This is a genomic window from Pantoea sp. SYBGC1, assembly GCF_057197005.1.
This window is the reverse complement of the sequence record NZ_JBXUNM010000003.1, coordinates 189,453-212,350: the sequence shown is the minus strand read 5'-3', so window position 1 is coordinate 212,350 and position 22,898 is coordinate 189,453. Positions and strand designations below refer to the sequence as shown.

The following is a 22,898-nucleotide window of genomic DNA, read 5'->3' as shown; positions in this document are numbered from 1 at the left end:
GATGAACAGAAATCGCTACCGCGTCATTTTTAACACAGTCCGCGGCATGCTGATGGTGGTGCCGGATATTGCTAAATCAGGCCGGGCCGGCAGCGCACGCGCTTCAGGTCTCAGCCACACGCTTAGCAGCCTCACTGGCAGAGTCGGCGCATTATGTTTTAGTCTCTGGCTGGCGATGGGCGTGATACAGCCTGCCTGCGCCGCCATTGTGGCAGATGCACAGGCGCCTGGCGGCCAGCGGCCCACGATAATAAACAGCGCCAGCGGTACGCCGCAGATCAATATCCAGACGCCCTCCGCAGGCGGTGTTTCCCGCAATACGTATAGTCAGTTTGATGTCGGAAAGCGGGGAGCGATCCTCAACAACTCCCACAAAAATGTTCAGACCGGACTCGGCGGGATGGTAAGCGGCAATCCCTGGCTGGCCCGGGGCGAAGCCAAAGTGATCCTGAATGAGGTTAACTCGCGCAATCCCAGCCGCCTCAACGGCTTTGTTGAAGTCGCGGGTCAGAAAGCCCAGGTCGTCATCGCCAACCCGTCCGGGATCACCTGCAACGGCTGCGGATTCATCAATGCCAGTCGCGGCACCCTGACCACCGGACAGGCGCAGCTCAACAATGGCAACCTGACCGGCTTTAACGTTGAACGTGGTGAAGTGGTGGTCGAAGGGGCGGGGATGGACAGCTCACGCCAGGACTATACCGACATTATTGCCCGCTCGGTGAAGGTCAATGCCAGCGTCTGGGCCAGGGATCTTCGCGTCACCACCGGACGAAACAAGGTGGATGCCGCACACCAGCAGGTCACGAAGCAGAGCGACGAGCGCGCTACAGAACCCCGGATGGCGCTTGATGTCTCCAGCCTGGGCGGCATGTATGCCGGAAAAATCCGTCTGGTCGGCACGGAGAGGGGCGTCGGCGTTCGCAATGCGGGCAATATTGGCGCGCAGGCGGGTTCGGTGGTCATCACCGCTGATGGCCGCATTGAGAACAGCGGCGCTATTCAGAGCCGTAGCGATCTGCAGCTCGCCGCGCGGCAAGGGGTCAGCAACAGCGGTACGATCTTTTCTGGCGGAAAAGCGTCGGTAACCAGTGCGGCAGATGTGCAGAACCGCGGCTCTGTTGTGGCACGCAATGACGTTACGCTGCAGGCTGGCAGCCTCAACAGCACGGCTCCAGGCGTTCTCGCGGCAGGTGTGCAGGATGACGGCAGACCCGGTGAATCGGGCAATCTGACCCTGACGACAACGGGCCAGCTTCGCGCGCAGGGGAAAAACCTGGCCGGCGGCAGCCTGAGCGCACGCGGGCAGACTATTGACCTCAGCGGCAGCCGTACCGAGGGTAAAAACCTGACGCTCGACGCCCGCGAGGGCGATATCGTGACGCGCAGCGGCACCCTGACCGCGCAGCAGCAGCTCACCGCGCGCACCGGAAAAATGCTGAACAACGATGGCGCCACGCTGACAGCCAGCAAGCTCAACCTGCAGGCGCGCGATCTCTCCAGCCAGCAGGGTCAAATCCTGCAAACCGGGCGTGACGATCTCACGCTCAGTTTCGCGGGCAGCCTGAATAATCAGGGCGGCCGTATCGCGACTAACAGTGACAACCTGACGCTCAATGCGGCTGCGATCGATAACCAGTCGGGTGACATCACCCATACAGGCCGCGGCACACTGTCGATCACCACCGGTAATCTGCGCGGCAGTAAGGGATCGCTGCGCTCAAATGGTCAGCTCACCCTGCGCGGTGGCGATGTCGATATTGATAGGGGCACCACCTCGGCCCGGCAGATTGATATCAACGCGGACAGCCTGGCGAACCGGCAGGGCTTGATCGCGAGTGAAGGCGATCTCAGCCTGCGAGGCGCGCAGCTGGCTAATCAGCAGGGCGTTGTGAGGGCGGGTAAGACGCTGCGCGTCACGGCGGATGTGCTGCAGAATGCTCAGGGCAGGATAGTCAGTAGCGACACCGGGCATGTGGATGCCCGCTTACTGGATAACCGTGACGGCCAGCTGGTGGCGCAGCAGGCGCTGACGCTGCGCGGCGATACGCTCGATAACCGGGACGGCGGCCTTATCCAAAGCGGTGCGCAGCTTGATATCGGCGCAGAGACGCTGCTTAATCAGAACAGCGGCGAAAAAGGCGGCGTGATCAGCCAGGGCGACATGCTTATCTGCGCCGGACAGATAAACAATACGCAGGGTCTGACGCTGAGCGGAAAAGTGTTGCAACTGGCGGCTGACGGCCTGAATAATGCCGCTGGCGCGCTGGTGGCACAGGAGCAGCTCAGCCTCGACACGCACTCCACGTTCAATAACCGGGCAGGTCTGCTGCAGGGCGGTAGCGTGCTTATCGACAGCCACGGCCAGGCGATCGATAGCCAGAGCGGCACCCTCTACAGCCTTAGCGATCTTCATCTGCACAGCGGCGCGATCGACAATCAGGCCGGAACCGTGGGCGCGAAAGGCGAACTTACGCTGCAGAGTGGCGGAGTGGATAACCGCAGCGGCGGGCGCATCGTCAGCGAGCAGGCGGCTTCGCTGGAAATGACTCATCTGGATAACCGTGGCGGAGAGATCCAGAGCATTGGCGATCTGCTGGTGAGTGCGCAGAGCACGGTAGACAATGCGGGCGGCCTGATTCGCAGCGGCGCGAACGCCGTGCTGAACGCATTGCAGCTGAACAATCAGGATACTCAGGGTGATCAGCAGGGTATTGAAGCGGCCAGCCTGCGGATTAACAGCGACGATGTGTTCAATCAGCGCGGCATGTTACTGGCCGATCGGCAACTGATCATCAACAGCCGTGGCTCGGTCGATAACCGGCAGGGTGCGATTTCGGCCGGAGAAGATCTGCTGCTGCAGAGCAATGACCTGATGCCGGAGAGTCGCCTGCGCAGCTTCAGAGTGGCGCAGCCTCAGAGCAATAGTCTGACGCTGGAAAATCGGGAGGGCGTTCTCAAAGCGGGCCGATCGCTGACGATCCGTGCCGATCGCCTGGAGGGTGACGGACAGATCCTCTCCCTGGGTGACATCACGCTGGTCAGCCAGCAGAGCCTGAACAACCGCGGCGAGATGATTGCCAACGGCAATTTCAACTTCACAACCGCAGGCGACGTTGATAACAGCGGTAAACTGCTGGCGGGCGGCAAGCTCGATCTGCGCGCCACCCACCTGCTGAACGCTGCCACCGGCGAGATCAATGCCGGACAGAACTGGCTGACGCTGAGCGGACAGCTGACCAACTATGGGCTGATCGACGGTAAACAGACGCTGCTGAAGGCGTCGACGCTGACCAATATCGGCAGTGGCCGGATCTATGGCGACAGCGTTGGCGTGCAGGCTGATATTTTCAACAACCTGGCGGAAAACGGCACTGCCGCCACGCTGGCGGGACGTGAGCGGGTGGATATCGGCGTGCAGACGCTGAATAATCGTGACCACGGCCTGATCTACAGTGCCGGCGATATGGCGCTGGGCGGCGAGCTGAATGCTGACGGCCTGGCAACCGGCAGAGCAGCTACCCTCAATAATCACAGCTCCACCATCGAGTCAGCGGGCAACATGCAGATGGCTGCCGGTGAAATCAATAACGTCAACGATCGTTTCAGCACCGGGCTGGTAACCGTCTCTTCGGAGGCGATTACCGGGTATCAGCACTCGGGCGATACCGTCCGCTGGAAAGCCGGCGAGCCGGGCGTCTTTGTTGACCGCAACTCAGCCGACTCACTGCTTAATCTCAACACGCCAGGCAACACCGGCAGCAATAACGATAACTTCTACCAGTATGACTACACGCGTACGGTGCAGGAGACGCAGATCGCCGAAAGCGATCCGGCGAAGATTATCGCGGGCGGTGATTTGACGATAAACGCTGACCGCGTGCTGAACGATAAGAGCCAGATTATCGCGGGCAATACGCTGACAATAAACGCGCGCGATCTCAATAACGTCGAGGTGGCGGGCCAGCGAATCACGACTGACGTCGGTAAGGTGACTCACTACAAGCGCATCCGTCATAAAGGTGGCGACGAGCAGGGCGACAGCACATCGGATTACACGCCGCCGGATGTGATTGAGACGATTGCCCTGAAGCCGGGAAAGCTGGTCGATCACGGTGAACTGAGCGGCAACCCCCTTTCGCTCGCCCCGCAGAGCACAGAGGGTACCGACGCCACGACGGGCCGCGCGGGCGGCGTGAATGCCCATATCACAGGCAGCATGCCTGACATTGCCGCTCTGCTTAAACCCGGCCAGCATTTTGATGTGCCCGGCAGCCAGGGGGAGAACGCGAGCGTGATCCGCATCGTCGGGCCCGATACGCGCCTGCCGGACAACAGCCTGTTCAGAACCAACCCCTCTCCCGGCGGTAAATATCTGGTAGAGACCGATCCGCGCTTTACGCAGGAGAAGCAGTGGCTGAGCAGCGACTATATGCAGGACGCCCTGACGCAGAACAGCGATAACGTACTGAAGCGTCTGGGTGACGGCTATTACGAGCAGCGGCTGATCCGGGAACAGGTTATGAACCTGACAGGGCAGCGCTACCTGGGCGGCTTCAGCAACGACGAAGATCAGTACAAGGCGCTGATGAACAACGCTATCGCCTTTAGTCAGCGCTATCACCTGACGCCAGGCGTGGCGCTGACGCCTGAGCAGATGGCGCAGCTGACAAAAGATATTGTCTGGCTGGTTAACGCGCAGGTCAGACTGCCGGATGGCTCCAGCCAGACGGTGCTGGTACCGCAGGTGTATGCGCGCATTCAGCCAGGCGATGTCGATGGCAGCGGTGCGCTGATTGCGGGCCGCAACCTCAACCTGAACCTGGGTAGTGGCCTGTTTAACAGCGGTACGCTGGCCGGGCGCGAAGTGGTGAAGCTGAGCGCCGGTAATATCACCAACATGGCGGGAACGATTAAAGGCGCCAGTGTCGATCTTCTCGCCCGCGCAGATATCAATAATATCGGCGGCGTGATTGAGGCAACCGACTCGCTGCTCGCCAGAGCCGGACGGGATATCAATACCGTCAGCACAACCCGCAGCGTGAGCAGCCGGAACGGTGAGAACCAGTTCGACCGGACCACGGTGGATAGCGTGGCAGGCATGTACGTGCAGGGCGACGACGGCCGGCTGATACTGCAGGCCGGACGTGATATCACTCTCACGGCGGCGCAGGTGGTTAACAGCGGCGACAATAGCCAGACGGTGATTAAGGCCGGACGCGATCTGACGCTTAATACCGTCAGTACGGCGAGCCGGGACGCGCTTGTCTGGGATAGCGATAACAGCCTGAAGCAGGGCAATGCGCAGGAGATCGGCAGCGAAGTCGTCAGCAAGGGCGATCTCTCGCTGCTGGCAGGCAACGATCTTCATACCCGCGCGGCCACCCTGTCGGCAGATGTTGCGCTGGCGCTGACCGCCGGACATGACGTCACACTGACAAACGGCGAGAACACCCGGGATCTGGACGAGCGGCAAAAGACGACGGGCAGCAGCGGCTGGCTGTCGAAGAGCACGACAACCACACGCGACCAGATTTCGCGTCAGACGGCGCAGGGGAGTTCGCTGAATGGCGACACTATTTCCGTGGCGGCGGGCAACGATCTGCGCGTACAGGGCAGCCAGATAGCGAGTACCGGCGATCTCTCCCTGCAGGCGGGGCACGATCTCAGCGTTACCGGAGCGACTGAACGCAACAGCGAACAGCATCTGGCGCAGGAGAAAAAGAGCGGGTTTTCCGGCACCGGCGGTATCGGCTTCAGTTACGGCAAACAGAGCCTGAAAACCACCGACACCGCGCAGGAGACGACCAGCCAGGGCAGCACCGTGGGCAGCGTGAACGGCAGCGTATCCCTGACGGCGGGCAACCGGCTGGATATCAACGGCTCCGATCTTATCGCGGGCAAAAATCTGACGCTGGACGGTCGCGAGGTGAGCATCACCGCAGCGGAAAACCAGAGCAGCCAGACGCACCGGGTGGAGCAGAAAACCTCGGGTCTGACGCTGGCGCTTTCCGGCACGGCAGGCAGCGCGCTGAACACGGCGGCGCAGACGGTGCAGGAGGCGAAGTCTGCCGACAGCGGACGGCTGGCGGCGCTGCAGGGGACCAAAGCGGCGCTCAGCGGCGTGCAGGCGGTGCAGGCCGGCCGGCTGGCAGAAGCGCAGGGCGACAGCCCGGAGAACAACAACGCCATCGGCGTCAGCCTCTCCTACGGCAGCCAGTCTTCCACCTCCACGCAGCACAGCGAGCAGCGCACCGCGCAGGGCAGCAGCCTGACGGCGGGCGATAATCTGAGCGTGGTGGCGCGCGGCAGCGGCGTGAAAGGCGACAGCGGCGACCTGACGGTGCAGGGCAGCCAGCTGCAGGCGGGCAGAGACCTGCTGCTGTCGGCGAACCGGGACCTGAATCTGCTTTCGGCCGCGAACACCTCGTCGCTGGAGGGTAAAAACGAGAGCCACGGCGGCACGGCGGGCGTGGGCATCGGCGCGGGTCAGGGCGGCTGGGGCATCAGCGTCTCCGCCAGCGCGAATAAGGCAAAAGGCAGCGAGCAGGCCAGCGGCGTCACCCACACGGAAACGCAGGTGAGCGCGGGCCGTGAGGTGACGCTGATAAGCGGGCGCGACACCACGCTTCAGGGCGCGCAGGTGAGCGGCGAAAAAATCAGGGCGGACGTGGCGCGCAACCTGACGCTGACGAGCGAGCAGGACAGTGACCGCTACGACTCGAAGCAGCAGAGCGCCAGCGCCGGGGGCAGCTTCACCTTCGGGTCGATGACCGGCTCGGCGAACGTGAACCTGAGCCGGGATAAGATGCACAGCACCTGGCAGAGCGTGGAGGAGCAGACCGGCCTGTTCGCGGGGAAAGGCGGCTTTGACGTGACGGTAGGAGGGCACACGCAGCTGAACGGCGCAGTTATCGGCTCGACGGCGACGGCGGATAAAAACCGTCTGGAGACGGGCACGCTGGGCTGGCGCGACATCGAAAACCGGGCGGACTATAAGGTGGAGCATCAGAGCGCGGGCGTGAGCACCGGGGGCAGCATCGGCGGCCAGTTTGCGGGGAACATGGCGAACGGGCTGCTGACGGGGGCGAACCACAGCGACAGCGCCAGCTCGCTGACGAAGGCGGCGGTGAGCGGGGGCGCGCTGGTTATCCGCAACGGGGACAAGCAGTCGCAGGACGTGAGCGGGCTGAGCCGCGACGCCGCGCACGCGAACCAGACGCTGTCGCCGATATTCGATAAAGAGAGGGAGCAGAACCGGCTGCAGGCGGCGCAGCTGATAGGGGAAATCGGCAACCAGGCGGCGGACATCGCGCGCACGGAGGGGCAGATAAGGGCCACGAATGCCGGTAAGGCGGAGCTGGCCTCAAAGGATATCAGAGAGCCGGGCAAAGGCGCGCCGAAGGCGAAGTGGGCTGACTACAACAAAGCGCTGGCCGCAACGGACAGCTATAAAGCGGCCGCAGCGCCTTTTGGCACCGGCAGCGCCCTTCAGCAGGGTATTCAGGCAGCGACGGCGGCGGTGCAGGGCCTGGCGGGGGGCAGCCTGGCGCAGGCGGTAACGGGCGCGGCGGCACCGTATCTGGCAGAGGTTATTCATAACCAGACGCTGAACGCGGACGGTTCGGTGAACGTGCAGGCGAACCTGATGGCGCACGCGGTGGTGGGTGCGGTGACGGCTTACGCGGCGGGAAACAGCGCGCTGTCGAGGGCGTCGGGCGCGGCGATGGGCGAGTACATCGCACAGCAGATGTATCCGGGCACTGACCGCAGCGACCTGACGGAGACGCAGCGCCAGACCATCAGCGCGCTGGGGACGCTGGCGGCGGGCCTCGCGGGCGGGGTAGCGGGCGACAGCACGGCGGGCGTAGTGGCGGGCGCGCAGGCGGGGAGGAATGCGGTTGAGAATAATTCTCTCGCTGATATCGCTCAGGCGCAGTCTGAAGGCAAGACGCTTGAGCAGAAGGCCGGTGAGTACGTTGAGGCCGAAAACGAGCGCTATAAGAAGGCCAACTGTGGCGGCATGAGCGCCGAAACCTGCTCAGTGAAAATGTACAACGAGCGGCGTGAAGCGCTGAAAGCAACGGCTTCGCTGAGCGTTGATTTTGTACCGATTGTGAGCGATATCAAAGGTTTTGCGGAGGCGCAGTCGGCTATTGACTATCTGGCAGCGGTGGTGGGTATTATACCGGGTGCAGGTGATGTTGCCGGTAAGGCCATTAAAGCGGCAGAAGTAGCACTGAAGAAAGGCGATATAGCGGAGGCATCGAAGCTGATCAATAAGGCCAGCGATGAAGTCTCTGCTTATAACATTGCAAACTATCCAAAGTTAAAAGATGAACTCAGGCAGCAGAATCTGAATAATATTGCGAAGCAGGATACGAGACTGGCAGCCATTATTAAAGGTGATAATGGCAAGCTAAATTATGGTATTGGCTCAGGAACATCAGCAGAAGCCGATCAGTTAGGTAAAATCTGGGTTGGCGATGGAGCAAGACTTACCAGTGATAAATCTGGATTAATGAGTGCTGATGGTACTCGTGTATATCGTTTTCCTGCTTCAAAAGATAATAGTTCATATGCAACAACTGGTACTCAGGCTAATTTTGAAACGTTTAAAATAGATCCTGCTACCGGCGACAAAACTAAGATCGGTAATGGCCATCTGGATATCAAATAGGAAATAAAAATGAAGGCTATTTTAAAAAGCATTTCAAATGACGACGTTGAGTTGGATACATTTCATCCAGAAGATGAACTTAATTTTTCTCTCCGTTTATTATTGCGAATTGGATGTGAAGATAGCTCTGGTGCAGACAACTTCGATCTTCGTATATACACACCCGAATGGCTCTGTAAACATCATTGGGTGCCAGAGTTGATGCGGCATACGCTCCTTGTACGTAAATATGACCTGGAAGAGATAACCAAAACTATCACTGATTATATCGATCAATGCGAAGGCAAAAACTGGATTGAGATAGCACAAAAATTATCCCGAGTTTTCGCCTGGGAATATGAAGACTACCAGCCATAGACATTGAGACTCCCGGATATTATGCCGGGAGTCTTATCACTGGTAAGTAGCAACAGCATTCCGCTATCCGGGGATTGAACGTAAAAACCTGAGTGAAGATCAGAAGCAGACCATCAGCGCACTGGCCACGCTGGCGGCAGGTCTAGCGGGCGGCGTAGCCGGAAACAGCACGGCAGATGCGGTGGCGGGCGCACAGGCCGGGAGGAATGCGGTTGAGAATAACTCACTGTCCGGTGACCAGGCGCGTGCCACGGTGAAACAGGCAGCTGAATCGCTGAAAGAACAGGTCAGGGACAAGCTGTGTAATGGTACGACCTCTGCCATCGCAAACACCATCATTGGTACTATAGCAAATACCAGTGAGTCGGCATTAGGTGGCGTGGATTACGTAGCGGATGCTGCAATGGCCCTGGCGGCCTGTGCAACCGGAGACAGCTACTGTAGTAAAGCGTTAAGCGACCTGACCGGGAAGAACCAGGCGGTAGCCGACAGCGTGAAAGCGCTGCTGAAAAGTGAAACCTGGTCGGCAGTGGCAGACACGGTAAAACAGGCAGCGGACGGGAATCAGCTTGCACTGGAAGCGACGGGCGGGATGCTGGCCGGGATTATATTGCCGGGTAAGAAAGTTCCGGGAGTCGGAAACCGTATTGAAACGGTGCTTAAAGCTGAAAAGAATTGGGAAATAGCTAGAAATAAAGCCATAAATATGGTCGGTGATTTAGGTCTTGATTCAAAGCCTGTTATTGGTCGGTTAGAAGTGAGTGCTGGCAATGGAAAAGTTATTGGTCGTCAATCCAGTAATGGCAAGTTAGGTTGGCGTGTTGATTATGACCCAGAGAAAGGGACTCACATTAATACATGGGATTATTCGAAAGGTAAAGGACCTGGTAAAGCAGTTAAAACAGTCATACCTTTTGAAGGTAATGAAAAGGTTTTTGAAACTATATTGAAACAATTAAATAGGTAGAAATAATGACTTTATTTGATGAGTGTAAAGAAGCATTGTTTTCTGATTTTCATTTGGTTATCGGCGATGAGGAGAATAAAGCTATTGACTTACTTAATAAATACCCTATTGCCCCAGGGGGGGTTGTATGGAATGAGATAGAACATAGTGATTATGATAATTTGTATGATGTATTGAACGTAAGCATAGTAAAAAATAAAGACGTATTTGTCTTGGCAGATGATGCTGGTATACCGATATTTAGGACGAATATTAAGCTGATTGCTGAAAATGTCTATGATGTTACGGCATTGTCACCAAAATTATTTATTTATAATAATGAAATTATAATACAACCTTTATTCCCATCCGAGAGGTTTCGTGTTGGGTCAAGACCTGGACGTTCGTGACGGGAGGCAGCCTGACGCAGGCGGTAACGGGCGCGGCGGCACCGTATCTGGCAGAGGTTATTCATAACCAGACGCTGAACGCGGACGGTTCGGTAAACGTGCAGGCGAACCTGATGGCGCACGCGGTGGTGGGTGCGGTGACGGCTTACGCGGCGGGAAACAGCGCGCTGTCGGGGGCGTCGGGCGCAGTGATGGGCGAGTACATCGCACAGCAGATGTATCCGGGCACTGACCGCAGCGACCTGACGGAGACGCAGCGCCAGACCATAAGCGCGCTGGGGACGCTGGCGGCGGGCCTCGCGGGCGGAGTAGCGGGCGCGCAGGCGGGGCGGAACGCGGTTGAGAATAACAACCTGAGCGGCCTGGACGGGTTCGGCAGCGGCTTCTGGAATAATGTTCAGGCTCAGGGTTCACTGGTAAACAATACCAACCTTACGGTTGAAACGGGCAAAGTGTTGAATCCGGCATCACCAGAGCAAATTAAGTATGCCTCTGACAAGCTGGTGACGGGTGATTTGCCTGTCGGACAGAATGCGGCAACCGGCTTATTAACGGCATGGGGTGCAGGCGCAGCGACGATTGTGGCACCTGTTCTGTTACCTGCTGCAGCAACGGCGGGAAATGTTATTGGTGCAGGTGCAATCGGTGGTTCGGCGAATGTTTTTAATCAGCTGAACAGCGGGGGACCATTCAGTGCCACTGATGCGCTCATTGCTACTGGTGTCAGTGCATTAACACAGGGCAAAGGTTTTTTGTTCACAGAAGCAGCGAGTATTACCGGAGCGTATGTGGGAGCTAGCTTGCAGGGGAAAGATGCTGCAGCTCCTATGATCGGAGCAGGTTTAGGAACCCTTGGTGGTACAACTATAGGTAAAGGTGTAGATAAGCTGCAAACCATAATTCCTCAATCTACTATACCAAAAATAACAGAGCAGTAGCTGAATCTGCTGGTTCTGAATATCTTGGAAATTCCGCACAGAATTTGGCTGAAAAAATTCAGCAGAAAATGGAGAAAGACAGTAATGCAAAATAGTAAGCTTAAGCTCTTATTATTATTAATTTCCTCATGGACAGTGGGTATTTTCATTATTCTTGTCGGTGGCCGAGTGCTTATATCTCTGGCATCCTATTTTTTAGTGGGTGATTTTTATTTTTATAGAACTGATTTAATTAAAGGTGCTGAAATATCAATCGGATGCGGGGTTATCATTGGTTTAGGGCAATGTCTCATGTCGAAAGAGAAACCTGCCTCGTCTTCAAATTCTAAGTGACCTATGAAAATCCCGGCCTTGATGCTGGGATCTCTTTTAACATGCCGATCCCCCTTCAGCCAGCTGGATAATCAATTGCTTTGCAGTCGCACCACGATCTTAGTCCTACCGGGGCGACTGAACGCAACAACGAACAGCATCTGGCGCAGGAGAAAAGAGCGGGTTTTCCGGCACCAGCGGTATCTGCTTTTAGTTACGGCAAACAGAGTCTGAAAACTACCGACGCCGCGCACGCGGACCAGACGCTGTCGCCGATATCCGATAAAGAGAGGGAGCAGAACCGGCTGCAGGCGGCGCAGCTGATAGGGGAAATCGGCAACCAGGCGGCGGACATCGCGCGCACGGAGGGGCAGATAAGGGCCACGAATGCCGGTAAGGCGGAGCTGGCCTCAAAGGATATCAGAGAGCCGGGCGAAGGCGCGCCGAAGGCGGAGTGGGCTGACTACAACAAAGCGCTGGCCGCAACGGACAGCTATAAAGCCGCCGCGGCGCCTTTCGGCACCGGCAGCGCCCTCCAGCAGGGTATACAGGCAGCGACGGCGGCGGTGCAGGGCCTGGCGGGGGGCAGCCTGGCGCGGGCGGTAACGGGCGCGGCGGCACCGTATCTGGCAGAGGTTATTCATAACCAGACGCTGAACGCGGACGATTCGGTGAACGTGCAGGCGAACCTGATGGTGCACGCGGTGGTGGGGGCGGTGACGGCTTACGCGGCAGGTCTCGCGGGCAAATAGCGGGCGAGACGGACCCGGCCGCGCTGGCCGAAAAAGGCTATCGTTGCATCTCTGGCTGATGCATCTGGGCTGAAGCGTGTGGCAGAGAAAGCAGTGGGAATGCGGCGGCTGAATAGCCTTCAACATCTGAAAGAGTATCAGCCCTGGTACTGGCTTATCCGGCAGTTTGCGCCAGCAGAAATCGGGCCAGAGTCTGGATCGGTTATAGGATTTACTTTGTTCGCAGCCGCCGTCATAAAAAAACCGCCCGCAGGCGGTTTTTAGTCAGCTCAGCGCATAGCGCTACTCGCGCGTTTTGCCCTCTTCAATAAACTCTTCATCAATCTCTTCGGCGTTGTCGCGGTTATCGCGACCGGAGAGGAGGTTCCAGCAGGCGATGAACAGAGCGGCAATCAGCGGGCCAATCACAAAGCCGTTGATGCCGTAGATTTCCATGCCGCCCAGCGTGGCGATCAGGATCATATAGTCCGGCATCTTGGTGTCTTTGCCTACCAGCAGCGGGCGCAGAATGTTATCTACCAGGCCGACAATCACCACAAAGAAACCGACCAGGAAGAGGCCTTTCCACAGCGCGCCGGTGGCAAAGAAAAAGATCGCTGCCGGCACCCAGACGATGGCGGATCCGACCGCCGGGATAAGCGACAGGAACGCCATCAGCGCGCCCCACAGCAGGCTGCCGTCGATGTCAGTGATCCAGAAAGCAAAGCCGCCCAGAACACCCTGAACAATCGCCACCACCACGGTCCCTTTCACCGTTGCGCGCGACACCGCAGCAAACTTCATCAGCAGATGATGCTTCACATAGGTGGAGAGTGGTAGCGCTTCGAGGATCAGCCCCACCAGCCAGGCACCATCTTTCAGCAGGAAGAACAGTAAATAGAGCATCACGCCAAAGCTTACGGTAAAGGTAAACGTGCCTTTACCAATCAGCAGCACGCTGCCCGCCATATACTGGCCACCTTTCAGCGCGAACTCAGAGAGCTTTTGCTGAATCTGGGCAGAGTTGTTGAGATCGTGGTCGGCCAGATAGCGCTGCGCCCAGCCCGGCAGATGCTGCAGCAGCTCAGCAAACACTGTCGGAAACTGCGCTGAATTATTCTGCAGCTTGACGTAAACGGTATTGATCTCCACCACCAGCGATGAGGTGATGATCGCCAGCGGCGTAAATACAATCAGACAGATAATCATCAGCGTAACAAAAGAGGCAAGCCCGTTACGGTCGCCCATTTTACGCCGCAGCAGCACCTTCAGCGGGGCAAAAATCACCGCCAGGATAGCCGCCCAGAGAATGGCAGAAAAATAAGGTGACAGCACATCAAAAAAGGCGATGGTGACAATCGCCAGGATAAGAATAAAGAAACCGATATTTAAGCCTTTAACACGCATTCCATAGCCTCGCAAATAACCGTAGCGAAAGAACTATAGAACGGCTGGCGCAGAATGTAATCTGTTTCACATGATTGAATGCAGTAACGGATAAAAATCTGTCCTGAGCCTGCGCCAAACCGGAGAACCCTATGCTTGAACTGCGACCTAACTGTGAGTGGTGCGATGCCGATTTACCGCCGGAAAGCGCGGAGGCACGTATCTGCTCATTTGAATGCACATTCTGCTCAACCTGCGCTGAGCATGTTTTGCTGCAGCGCTGTCCGAACTGCAGCGGCGAACTGGTTCGTCGCCCGATACGACCTGCCGCAGCGCTGGTGCGGCATCCGGCTTCTCTGCTGCGGCACATCCGGCAGCCGTAATTCCGGCGCGCGCAATGAGTGACCAGTAGATAATTAATTAAGCTGCTTATAATGTTATCCGCAGTGAAACCACAGATCAGAAAGGGCAGTTATTTTCCTGTTGCCAGCCCCAAAAGGTAATTATTTTAATTTTATGTTTTTTATGAGATTTTAATTCCGCCACTGGCGTGAGGTCAGAGCACTGACCTTATTTATAAGCAGTGTTAATCTGCCCGGCAGCGTTAAGTAATATTCCTAAATCCGATTAATTTTATTTATTGTTTTGGCGGTGAAGTGTTATTCTGCGCGCGCAATGCTGGTGATGTGGCGTTGTGTGCTTCAGTTTTACCCTCTGATTTGCAGGGTTTCCCTGTTTCTGAATAATGAAACATTTTTATTTACCCGATCCCTGCGGTCGGGTTTTTTTATGTTTTTTTCTCTGCGGTACTTATTTGTATCCGGCCAGACATCTTCGTTAAGAAAGCGCTAAGGCAGTGTAATTTACTGTAATAATGGAGTTTTTAAGAATGAAAGAACTATTATTCGCTGCGTGACTGGTTAATAGTCTCTGCCGGCAGCGCACTTATTGCTGCTGTGATGGAGACCATGATGAAAAAAATTAAAACGCAGATCGCTATTTCCCTTATTGCATGCAGCACGCTGTTTTCTGCGCTGAGTCAGGCAGAAGGCCCTGGCGGTCCCCGCTGGAATACACATGAAAGCCAGCACGCATCCGGGCGGGAAGCCGATCGCCGTGGACCAGGTAATGAGCGTCACGGCGAGCGGGGCGGGCCGGAAGGGCATCATCACGCTGACCGCTTTGCCTGGCAGGGGCACGAGTTCCGGCGCGGCCAGCCGATGCCACCCGCCTATCGCGGTGCCGGATACCGCGTGGATAACTGGCGCGATCGCGGCCTTACCGCACCGCCGCGCGGTGAGCACTGGGCCTTTATCGACGGCAATTATGTGCTGGTAGCGGCTGCAACCGGCATCATCACCGCCATATTACTCAACGGCGCCTTCGATTAATCTCTTGCCGGGAGGAACCACGCCTCCCGCTGCGCTTCTGCTTTCACCCTTTGCCAGGCTATTCTGTGAGCTACCGCTAATACACATGTGCTAAGGAGTGATGATGGCCGCAGTAAAAATGGTAGCAGTGGATATGGATGGCACCTTTCTGGATGACCGTAAGCAGTATGACCGTCCGCGGTTCATGGCCTGCTACCAAAAGATGAAACAGCGCGGTATCCGGTTTGTCGTCGCCAGCGGCAATCAGTATTACCAGCTGAAATCCTTTTTTCCGGAAATAGCCCATGAGATCGCGTTTGTTGCGGAGAACGGTGCGTGGATCCTCGATAGCGAAGAGGAGCTTTTCTGCGGCGCGTTCAGCCGTGAGGCGGTGAACGCCGTGCTGGATACGCTGCAGCAGGGTAACTATCCCGGCCTGCGCTTTCTTATCTGTGGTCGCAACAGCGCCTACTACTTTGCCGGTGCGGACGCGCAGTGGCTGCAGAAGATGCGGCATTATTGTCATCGCCTGCGGCCCATTGAGACGCTGGATGAGATTGCCGACGATCGATTGTTTAAATTTGCCCTGAACCTCTCTGATGACTATGTGCCGGTTTTAATGGCAGACATTGAGCGGCTGCACCAGGGATCGGCTGCGGCCACCTCCAGTGGCCACGGCTCAGTGGATTTGATTGTGCCTGGCCTCCACAAGGCCAACGGGCTGCGTCTGCTGCAGCAGCGCTGGGGGATTGAGAGCAGCGAAGTCCTGGCATTCGGCGATGGTGGCAACGATCTGGAAATGCTGGCGCAGTCGGGGTTTAGCTTTGCGATGCAGAACGCGCCGGCGCGGGTGAAAGCCGCGGCGCGCTATGTCACCGCGGATAATAATCATGCTGGCGTGCTGCAGGTCATCGAGCAGATGCTGGTGGGTGAGGGCCCGTTCGCCTGAGCAGAGCGCGCCAGCAGGCTCAGAGCACGCGCCACGCCTGAACAAGCATGTCGGTCATCTGCGCGCTGTTATAGGTTACCCAGCTGTTTTTACTGTTGGCGCGTGCGACAATCCAGTCCACCTCTGTGGCAGAGAGCGCAGGTCCCTCCTGCCAGAACGGGACAATAGCGTGCTGCTGTAGCCAGGCTTTCAGCGCCAGCGGGGCAGGCGCGGAGACGCCGGGCATCAGCTGCGCCGCAAACGTGCTCATCAGGCGCTGCTGTTCAGGGTGGTCGCTTTCTGCCAGCTGATCCAGAAACGGAAACAGCAGACGGCCGCAGGCTTCACCATGGTGAATCGCTTTGATCGCTCCCAGCTCGCCTGCGATGCCATGGATCACTCCCAGGCCGGCGCTGCTCAGGCAGAGGCCGCCCAGCCAGGACGCCATCATCATTGCCTCGCGCGCCTCGTCACCCTGCCTGTCAGCGCGGTTCAGGTACGGCCAGGCCTGAAAAAATAGCCGCAGGCCGCTGAGCGCCATCTGCTGAGTAAATACGTTGCCTTTCTTCGACAGGTACGCTTCGAACAGATGCGTAAAGGCGTCAATTGCGCAGGTGGCGAGGAGGCTATCAGGTGCGCCGCGCAGCAGGTCGGGATCGAGAATCGCGACGGAAGGAACAAAGTTCGGATGGCGCAGCGACGCTTTTATTTTGATGTGCTGCTGATCGGTGACCACAGCGTTTTGCGTGACTTCACTGCCGGTGCCGGCGGTAGTGGGGATGGCGATCAGCTGCAGCGTGTCGCCCTGCACCGGCGTATCCCCCACTTTTTCCAGGTAGCGCGCCGTCGGCAGCGGATGCTCTGTCATGGCGCAGAACGCTTTTGCCGCATCCAGCACGCTGCCGCCGCCAATCGCCACTACCCGCTTAACCCGTCCGCGCCAGCGCGCAACCCAGACGTCAATCTCTTCCGGAGAAGCCTCATGACTGACTATTTCATAGTCCTGGATAGCGTGTTGCAGCTCACCCTTCAGCTGCTGCCACGTCTCGCTATTGAGAAATGAGCGGCCGCAAAACAGCAGCGCAGGCTGCGGCTCCTCAGCCAGCAGCGCGGGCAGCGTGCGAATGCTGCCGCGTCCGCACAGGGTTCGCTGGTTACTGTAAAGTGCAATCAGATTCTCACTCACCTGTCTATCCTTTCAAATGATTTCAGGCAGCCAGTGTAGCGAAAAGCGCTGCTGACGCAGGTATAAACGCCGCCAGCTTAATGAGCAAAAGTTGATCGCCTTCGCAAAAACGAAATTCAGCCCGCCGCTCTGATGTTACCGGCCCGGTGTTGCCCTTAACATGATACCGGTAACAGTATGACGCATTTCGCAACATCCGGCCGCATCTGGCCGATCCGGTAGTACAACGCAACCCGCTGGCAACTGACGCCGCGCGTAAAAAGTGGAGAATAACCATGCCATTACTCTATGTGGCCATCGGTGTAGCGCTACTGCTGCTGCTGATGATTCGCTTCAAACTTAACGGCTTTATCGCACTGATTCTGGTGGCGCTGGCGGTGGGCATGATGCAGGGCATGCCGGTCAATAAAGTGATCGGCTCAATCAAAACCGGCGTAGGCGGGACACTTGGCAGCCTGGCGCTGATTATGGGCTTTGGAGCCATGCTGGGCAAACTGCTGGCTGACTGCGGCGGCGCGCAGCGTATCGCCACCACCCTGATTGCAAAATTTGGTGAGAAGCATATCCAGTGGGCGCTGGTGCTGACCGGTTTTACCGTGGGCTTTGCGCTGTTTTATGAGGTGGGGTTTGTACTGATGCTGCCGCTGGTATTCAGTATCGCTGCCTCAGCGCGCGTGCCGCTGCTTTACGTCGGCGTTCCCATGGCAGCCGCGCTCTCGGTAACGCACGGCTTTCTGCCGCCGCATCCGGGTCCAACCGCGATCGCGACGCTGTTTAACGCTGATATGGGTAAAACGCTGCTTTACGGCACGCTACTGGGGATCCCTACCGTAATTCTGGCTGGCCCGGTGTATGCGCGTTTTCTGAAAGGCATCGATAAGCCGATTCCGGAAGGGCTGTGGAATCCAAAAACCTTTACAGAAGCAGAGATGCCAGGATTTGGCGTCAGCGTCTGGACCGCGCTGGTGCCAGTGATCCTGATGGCATTGCGTGCGGTGGCTGAGATGCTGTTGCCGAAAGGACACGTGCTGCTGCCTTACGCTGAATTCTTTGGCGACCCGATTATGGCAACGCTGATCGCCGTGCTTATCGCTATTTTTACCTTCGGTCTGAATCGCGGACGCAGCATGGATGAGGTGATGGGCACCATCACCGACTCTATCAAGATCATTGCAATGATGCTGCTGATTATTGGCGGTGGCGGAGCCTTTAAACAGGTGCTGGTAGACAGCGGCGTGGATAAATATATTGCGGGCATGATGCATGCGACCAATCTGTCGCCTATTTTTATGGCCTGGTCGATTGCGGCGATCCTGCGTATTGCGCTGGGTTCAGCCACGGTTGCCGCCATTACGGCGGGCGGGATTGTGGCACCGCTGATCGTGACCAGTGGTGCCAGCCCTGAGCTGATGGTGATAGCGGTAGGCTCCGGCAGCGTTATCTTCTCGCACGTTAACGATCCCGGCTTCTGGCTGTTTAAAGAGTATTTTAATCTCACCATCGGTGAGACGATCCGATCGTGGTCGGCGCTGGAGACGATTATTTCCGTATGCGGTCTGGCAGGCTGTCTGCTGCTTTCTGCTGCGCTGTAATCAGCTTATAACGGGCCACAGAATTGTGGCCCGACAGCCTTAATGTGGCTGCTCAAACCCCGCTTTTACCATCTGCTCGCGCAGTGCGCGGGTAATTTCACGATTGCCTCCCGTTACCGGGTAGATGACATTGTTTACCACATCATCCAGATAGTGTTCATCAAACTCCTGCATGGTCAGCTGCGTACCGCCTTCGTCGTTAATAGCGATACTCCCTTTAATATGGCTGCCGACCTCCTTCGCCTTCAGGCTATAACGTCCCATGCTGGTATTAATCGTACTCATAATTTCTCCTCGTTTCGCTAACAGAGATAACCATTGAGGCCCGTCACAGGCGCTTTAAGTTTAGCGCGTCGAAATCTGCAAAGAGCGCCTGCAGGACCAGTTAATGGCTGAGCTGCGACCCTGCTCGCAGAAATAGCACGGGCTTATTCACCTGGCCGGTGAAGCGAAACGCGTACCGGCAGCGTGCGGCGCGTTCAGGATATTCAGCTATACTCATCGGCGGATGCATAAATTTTCAAACTGAAGGAGCGAATAATGAAAATATTTCTGTGGATTATTGCGATTGTCTTTATTGTCGGGCTGCTGACTATTACGGGTGTATTCAAGCTGATTTTCTGACGTGTTCAGGCACCTGCGGGTGCCTGAAATTGTTATCGCGCATAGCGTACAATAGTCTCTCTGACGGCTATTTCAGGCGGTTTAATATCCGAACTGTTTAGCGGCTTTCTGCATACGGCACAGCGTGCGCCGTGATGAGCTGCCGGCTCTGAAGCTTCACTCCGCTGGCATGTATAAAAGAATTTTTTACTGCCGCACTGGCTGCAACAAATCGTCACCGTTTCTCTCCCTGTTCCCTCCCGGAAAATAAGAAATATCGCAATCAGACCCTGGCTTCAAATGATTAATTCTGTTTACCTGTATGGTGACAGGAAAAATTTACGTTATTTTATGATAAATAACATTTTTTTGCTTTTAGCCGATTATCAAAACTGCACTTTATGTCACAAAAGCACTTTTTCTGATTCGTTTAACTCCGGTTTTATTCGTAACCGCTCTCGCAGGTACAATAGGCCCCTTGCATGCGCGTTATTTCAGGCTATATCTGAAAAGGATTACCGCTACTTTTGGCAATTTCAGACGCAAAAATGCAGCAATCACTTTTGCAGAGCAGGCTACAGAGGTTCTGCATGCTATCAAATTTTGCAATAACAGGGTTTTATCCGTGAATCGACACGTTTCAGCAGCCATGTCGGGCTGCGTGTTGACCTTACTGGTCTCATTTTCTGCCTCAGCCGCTACGGCAGGCGCCGCGCTTAAGGCGGGATGGAATAGTTTCAGCGACAATGTGGCCCAGACATGGTCTGCGCCGCAGCATTACGATCTTTATGTACCTGCCATCACCTGGCACAACCGCTGGACGTATGATGATGCGCACATCAGAAAATATAACGAACGGCCGTGGGGGGCAGGGGGCGGCATCTCGCGCTGGGATGATAAGGGGAACTGGAACGGGCTCTACGTGATGGCGTTTAAAGACTCCTTCAACAAGTGGGAACCGATTGCCGGCTATGGCTGGGAAGCGACGTGGCGTCCGCTGCAGGATCAGCGTTTTCATCTGGGGGCTGGCTATACGGCTGGCTTCACCGCGCGCGATAACTGGAAATATATTCCGGTGCCGCTGGTGCTGCCGCTGGCATCCGTAGGCTACGGACCCGCCACGTTTCAAATGACTTACATTCCCGGTACTTATAACAACGGCAACGTCTATTTTGCCTGGCTCAGATTCCAGTTTTAAGCGAGCAGATAAGTGCAAAAGTGTGATGCAAAGACAAAAATCCGATATTTATCACTTTTTCATCAATTCGGACTGGACAAATGCCACTGCAATTGCTGTACTAGATGACGACACAGTTTAGTGTCCATTTTTCATGTAAAGGTAATATAGATGTCCAAGATCAAAGGTAACGTTAAGTGGTTTAATGAGTCCAAAGGATTCGGTTTCATTACTCCAGAAGATGGCAGCAAAGATGTATTCGTACACTTCTCTGCTATCCAGAGCAACGGCTTCAAAACTCTGGCTGAAGGTCAGCGTGTAGAGTTTGAAATCACCGACGGCGCTAAAGGCCCATCTGCTGCTAACGTTACCGCTCTGTAAGTTAACAGTCAGAATTTTAAAAACCCGCCATCAGGCGGGTTTTTTTTATTCTTTTTTCAGTTCTGCCACCAGGTGATCAGCCAGGCGGCGACCACTGTCGCAGTAAAAGCCAGTGCCAGCATCTCTTCCGAAGAACGTGGGATCCAGTTTTTCATTCTACTCGCCTCAGATGTGATTTCCCTCAGCATGCCAAAGCAAGATTAAGTCAGCCTTAAGCTCAGATGACAGAAATATGACGCCGCAGAGTGCGCTCAATGCTTCACAAACCAGAGTTTTAACCACTGCCGCTTGCAGCTTTTCCCGTTCACAGGCTATATAAACATCAGCCCGATACAAGGAGAAGCACTATGCATATACGTGAGGCGCGGCCTGATGACTGTTTCGCCCTGAGCGCGCTGCTGGCTGAGCTTGGCTATAGCGGCACCGAGCACTTTATTGAAGCGCGGCTGGCGCAGCTTTGTACTCATCAGGATGAGATCCTGCTGGTGGCTGAACACGGAACGCAGGTACTGGGATTTTTGTCGCTGCATTTTATTCCGCAGCTGGCGCTGGCAGGTGATTTTGCCCGCATCAGCTACTTTTGCATTGCTGAAGGTGAACGCAGTAAAGGCAGCGGCCAGCAGCTGCTGTCCCACGCTGAGCAGCTGGCGCGGCAGCGAGGTTGCGATCGTATGGAGGTGCACTGTCACGCCTCGCGGCTTAAAGCTAATCAGTTTTACGCACGTGAAGGCTATGTGGAGTCACCGCGCTACCATACAAAAGATCTCTGTTAGCGCACCGGTATCGGAGGAGAGACAATGAGAGCGGCAATGGGGCAGTTCGCCGTCAGCAGCGAATGGCAGGAGAATATCGTCACCTGTCGCAATTTGATGCAGCGTGCGCGGGCAGGAGGAGCCGATCTGCTAGTGCTGCCGGAAGCGGTACTGATGCAAGACAGAGAGCGTCCCGATCGTATTCTGCAGGCGGCCCAGCCGCTTGATGGGCCGTTTGTCAGCGCGCTGCTGGCTGAGAGCGCAGAGAACAGCCTCACCACCATTATGAGCGTGCACGTACCGGCTGCCGCAGGAAAAACGCAGAATGTGCTGATCGCCCTGCGTAACGGCAGGATCATTGCGCACTACGCCAAGCTGCACCTCTATGACGCCTTTGCGATGCAGGAATCACAGCGCGTTACGGCAGGCAGCACTATCCCGCCGCTGATTGAGGTCGCCGGCATGAAGGTCGGGCTGATGACCTGCTACGATATCCGTTTTCCTGAGCTGGCGCGACGCCTGGCGCTGGATGGGGCAGAGGTACTGGTGCTGCCCGCTGCGTGGGTCAGAGGCCCGCAGAAAGAGCGTCACTGGGCGCTACTGACGGCGACCCGGGCGCTGGAAAACACCTGTTATCTGGTTGCCACTGGTGAATGCGGGCCGCGTAATATTGGCAACAGCATGACGATCGATCCGCTGGGGGTGACGATCGCACAGGCCGCTGAATCTGCCACGCTGATCATCGCCGATCTGGAGGCGGAGCGACTCGCTTACGCACGCCGCATTTTGCCGGTGCTGGAGAATCGCCGCTTTGCCACGCCGCAGCTGCGTCAGGAGTGACCGGTCCGATCTTACTCTGTTACAGAATTGTGTTGAGCGCCAGCGCAGAGTGCGCGTTAATAAGGACTGTCCGTTATACGTGAGAGCTGAAGGTAGAGTATGGAAGGTATCAGTATTGCCAAGCTGCTGATTATCGGTGCACTTATTGTTCTGTTATTTGGTACCAATAAGCTGCGTTCGCTGGGCGGTGATTTAGGATCGGCGATCAAGGGCTTTAAAAAAGCCATGAAAGACGACGACAGCACCGTTGCAAAGAGCAGTGCAGATGAGATCCCGGCAGAGCGCGTCAGCCATAAAGAGTAAAGGCGC

General features: G+C 56.3%; 18 protein-coding genes and 3 pseudogenes. 18 read left to right on the top strand and 3 right to left on the bottom strand.

From position 1 onward, the window contains the following. Window position 1 precedes the first annotated feature (1 nt). The 8 genes and pseudogenes from AC2CF9_RS08280 to AC2CF9_RS08245 all read left to right on the top strand — a co-directional run bounded on the left by AC2CF9_RS08280 (window position 2) and on the right by AC2CF9_RS08245 (window position 12,395). Window positions 2-8,680 (top strand): two-partner secretion domain-containing protein, encoded by an 8,679-nt coding sequence (locus AC2CF9_RS08280; protein WP_484556739.1) that lies wholly within the window; start codon window positions 2-4, stop codon window positions 8,678-8,680. A gap of 9 nt (window positions 8,681-8,689) precedes the next feature. After that, the gene (locus AC2CF9_RS08275) at window positions 8,690-9,037 is read left to right on the top strand and encodes an immunity 8 family protein (protein WP_108569680.1); all 348 of its coding nucleotides are present in this window, start codon (window positions 8,690-8,692) and stop codon (window positions 9,035-9,037) included. A gap of 85 nt (window positions 9,038-9,122) precedes the next feature. Continuing rightward, window positions 9,123-9,269: pseudogene (locus AC2CF9_RS08270) on the top strand (VENN motif pre-toxin domain-containing protein); the annotation flags it as partial. Between the two features lie 414 nt (window positions 9,270-9,683). Continuing rightward, window positions 9,684-10,004, top strand: a pseudogene (locus AC2CF9_RS08265) (hypothetical protein); the annotation flags it as partial. Window positions 10,005-10,009: 5 nt separating this feature from the next. After that, entirely contained in the window at window positions 10,010-10,393 is a 384-nt protein-coding gene (locus AC2CF9_RS08260) for a CDI toxin immunity protein (protein ID WP_484556738.1), read from the top strand. Beyond that, a pseudogene (locus AC2CF9_RS08255) lies at window positions 10,390-10,758 on the top strand (VENN motif pre-toxin domain-containing protein); the annotation flags it as partial. The gene AC2CF9_RS08260 and the pseudogene AC2CF9_RS08255, both read left to right, overlap by 4 nt. 657 nt (window positions 10,759-11,415) lie before the next feature. Continuing rightward, window positions 11,416-11,664, top strand: coding sequence for a hypothetical protein (locus AC2CF9_RS08250; RefSeq protein ID WP_484556737.1), 249 nt, complete (start codon window positions 11,416-11,418; stop codon window positions 11,662-11,664). 80 nt (window positions 11,665-11,744) lie between these two features. Further along, complete coding sequence (locus AC2CF9_RS08245) at window positions 11,745-12,395, top strand: hypothetical protein (RefSeq protein WP_484556736.1); 651 nt, start codon at window positions 11,745-11,747, stop codon at window positions 12,393-12,395. A 282-nt stretch (window positions 12,396-12,677) separates the two neighbouring features. Here AC2CF9_RS08245 and AC2CF9_RS08240 read toward each other — a convergent pair whose 3' ends face one another. Continuing rightward, on the bottom strand, window positions 12,678-13,781 hold the full coding sequence (locus AC2CF9_RS08240; protein ID WP_071668968.1) for an AI-2E family transporter: 1,104 nt from the start codon (window positions 13,779-13,781) through the stop codon (window positions 12,678-12,680). A gap of 131 nt (window positions 13,782-13,912) precedes the next feature. Here AC2CF9_RS08240 and AC2CF9_RS08235 point away from each other — a divergent pair, with 131 nt between their 5' ends. From AC2CF9_RS08235 to AC2CF9_RS08225, 3 genes are all read left to right on the top strand, one after another. Continuing rightward, the gene (locus AC2CF9_RS08235) at window positions 13,913-14,143 is read left to right on the top strand and encodes a DUF1272 domain-containing protein (RefSeq protein ID WP_484556735.1); all 231 of its coding nucleotides are present in this window, start codon (window positions 13,913-13,915) and stop codon (window positions 14,141-14,143) included. 588 nt (window positions 14,144-14,731) lie between these two features. Then, complete coding sequence (locus AC2CF9_RS08230; protein ID WP_484556800.1) at window positions 14,732-15,151, top strand: RcnB family protein; 420 nt, start codon at window positions 14,732-14,734, stop codon at window positions 15,149-15,151. Window positions 15,152-15,254: 103 nt separating this feature from the next. Beyond that, a complete protein-coding gene (locus AC2CF9_RS08225; protein ID WP_484556734.1) occupies window positions 15,255-16,079 on the top strand; it encodes a Cof-type HAD-IIB family hydrolase in 825 nt (274 codons plus the stop codon). Window positions 16,080-16,098: 19 nt separating this feature from the next. On the opposite strand, the gene AC2CF9_RS08220 is transcribed toward AC2CF9_RS08225, so the two are convergent. Then, complete coding sequence (locus tag AC2CF9_RS08220; protein ID WP_484556733.1) at window positions 16,099-17,244, bottom strand: iron-containing alcohol dehydrogenase; 1,146 nt, start codon at window positions 17,242-17,244, stop codon at window positions 16,099-16,101. A gap of 275 nt (window positions 17,245-17,519) precedes the next feature. Here AC2CF9_RS08220 and gntT point away from each other — a divergent pair, with 275 nt between their 5' ends. Continuing rightward, entirely contained in the window at window positions 17,520-18,836 is a 1,317-nt protein-coding gene (gene gntT / locus AC2CF9_RS08215; RefSeq protein WP_039383106.1) for a gluconate transporter, read from the top strand. 39 nt (window positions 18,837-18,875) lie between these two features. Here gntT and AC2CF9_RS08210 read toward each other — a convergent pair whose 3' ends face one another. Then, the gene (locus tag AC2CF9_RS08210; RefSeq protein WP_039383108.1) at window positions 18,876-19,121 is read right to left on the bottom strand and encodes a hypothetical protein; all 246 of its coding nucleotides are present in this window, start codon (window positions 19,119-19,121) and stop codon (window positions 18,876-18,878) included. A gap of 255 nt (window positions 19,122-19,376) precedes the next feature. On the opposite strand from AC2CF9_RS08210, the gene AC2CF9_RS08205 reads away from it, so the two are divergent. From AC2CF9_RS08205 to tatE, 6 genes are all read left to right on the top strand, one after another. Continuing rightward, window positions 19,377-19,460, top strand: coding sequence for a small membrane protein YohP (locus AC2CF9_RS08205; protein WP_446676465.1), 84 nt, complete (start codon window positions 19,377-19,379; stop codon window positions 19,458-19,460). Window positions 19,461-20,088: 628 nt separating this feature from the next. Further along, window positions 20,089-20,637 carry a lipid IV(A) palmitoyltransferase PagP gene (gene pagP, locus AC2CF9_RS08200; protein ID WP_083429514.1) on the top strand — a complete coding sequence of 183 codons (549 nt, stop codon included), beginning with the start codon at window positions 20,089-20,091 and terminating at the stop codon, window positions 20,635-20,637. Window positions 20,638-20,787: 150 nt separating this feature from the next. Continuing rightward, window positions 20,788-20,997 carry a transcription antiterminator/RNA stability regulator CspE gene (gene cspE / locus AC2CF9_RS08195; protein WP_010615627.1) on the top strand — a complete coding sequence of 70 codons (210 nt, stop codon included), beginning with the start codon at window positions 20,788-20,790 and terminating at the stop codon, window positions 20,995-20,997. 347 nt (window positions 20,998-21,344) lie between these two features. After that, window positions 21,345-21,770 (top strand): GNAT family N-acetyltransferase, encoded by a 426-nt coding sequence (locus tag AC2CF9_RS08190; RefSeq protein ID WP_094112225.1) that lies wholly within the window; start codon window positions 21,345-21,347, stop codon window positions 21,768-21,770. 24 nt (window positions 21,771-21,794) lie between these two features. Further along, window positions 21,795-22,589 (top strand): deaminated glutathione amidase, encoded by a 795-nt coding sequence (locus AC2CF9_RS08185; protein ID WP_484556732.1) that lies wholly within the window; start codon window positions 21,795-21,797, stop codon window positions 22,587-22,589. Between the two features lie 99 nt (window positions 22,590-22,688). After that, window positions 22,689-22,892 (top strand): twin-arginine translocase subunit TatE, encoded by a 204-nt coding sequence (gene tatE, locus AC2CF9_RS08180; RefSeq protein WP_039383119.1) that lies wholly within the window; start codon window positions 22,689-22,691, stop codon window positions 22,890-22,892. The last annotated feature ends 6 nt before the right edge of the window (window positions 22,893-22,898 follow it).

Bases quoted from the DNA above. Each gene is read 5' to 3' on its own strand.
- AC2CF9_RS08280 (WP_484556739.1), top strand. From the start codon at position 2: ATGAACAGAAATCGCTACCGCGTCATTTTTAACACAGTCCGCGGCATG.
- AC2CF9_RS08275 (WP_108569680.1), top strand. From the start codon at position 8,690: ATGAAGGCTATTTTAAAAAGCATTTCAAATGACGACGTTGAGTTGGAT.
- AC2CF9_RS08260 (WP_484556738.1), top strand. From the start codon at position 10,010: ATGACTTTATTTGATGAGTGTAAAGAAGCATTGTTTTCTGATTTTCAT.
- AC2CF9_RS08250 (WP_484556737.1), top strand. From the start codon at position 11,416: ATGCAAAATAGTAAGCTTAAGCTCTTATTATTATTAATTTCCTCATGG.
- AC2CF9_RS08240 (WP_071668968.1), bottom strand. From the start codon at position 13,781: ATGCGTGTTAAAGGCTTAAATATCGGTTTCTTTATTCTTATCCTGGCG.
- AC2CF9_RS08235 (WP_484556735.1), top strand. From the start codon at position 13,913: ATGCTTGAACTGCGACCTAACTGTGAGTGGTGCGATGCCGATTTACCG.
- AC2CF9_RS08230 (WP_484556800.1), top strand. From the start codon at position 14,732: ATGAAAAAAATTAAAACGCAGATCGCTATTTCCCTTATTGCATGCAGC.
- AC2CF9_RS08225 (WP_484556734.1), top strand. From the start codon at position 15,255: ATGGCCGCAGTAAAAATGGTAGCAGTGGATATGGATGGCACCTTTCTG.
- gntT (WP_039383106.1), top strand. From the start codon at position 17,520: ATGCCATTACTCTATGTGGCCATCGGTGTAGCGCTACTGCTGCTGCTG.
- AC2CF9_RS08210 (WP_039383108.1), bottom strand. From the start codon at position 19,121: ATGAGTACGATTAATACCAGCATGGGACGTTATAGCCTGAAGGCGAAG.
- AC2CF9_RS08205 (WP_446676465.1), top strand. From the start codon at position 19,377: ATGAAAATATTTCTGTGGATTATTGCGATTGTCTTTATTGTCGGGCTG.
- pagP (WP_083429514.1), top strand. From the start codon at position 20,089: ATGTCGGGCTGCGTGTTGACCTTACTGGTCTCATTTTCTGCCTCAGCC.
- cspE (WP_010615627.1), top strand. From the start codon at position 20,788: ATGTCCAAGATCAAAGGTAACGTTAAGTGGTTTAATGAGTCCAAAGGA.
- AC2CF9_RS08190 (WP_094112225.1), top strand. From the start codon at position 21,345: ATGCATATACGTGAGGCGCGGCCTGATGACTGTTTCGCCCTGAGCGCG.
- AC2CF9_RS08185 (WP_484556732.1), top strand. From the start codon at position 21,795: ATGAGAGCGGCAATGGGGCAGTTCGCCGTCAGCAGCGAATGGCAGGAG.
- tatE (WP_039383119.1), top strand. From the start codon at position 22,689: ATGGAAGGTATCAGTATTGCCAAGCTGCTGATTATCGGTGCACTTATT.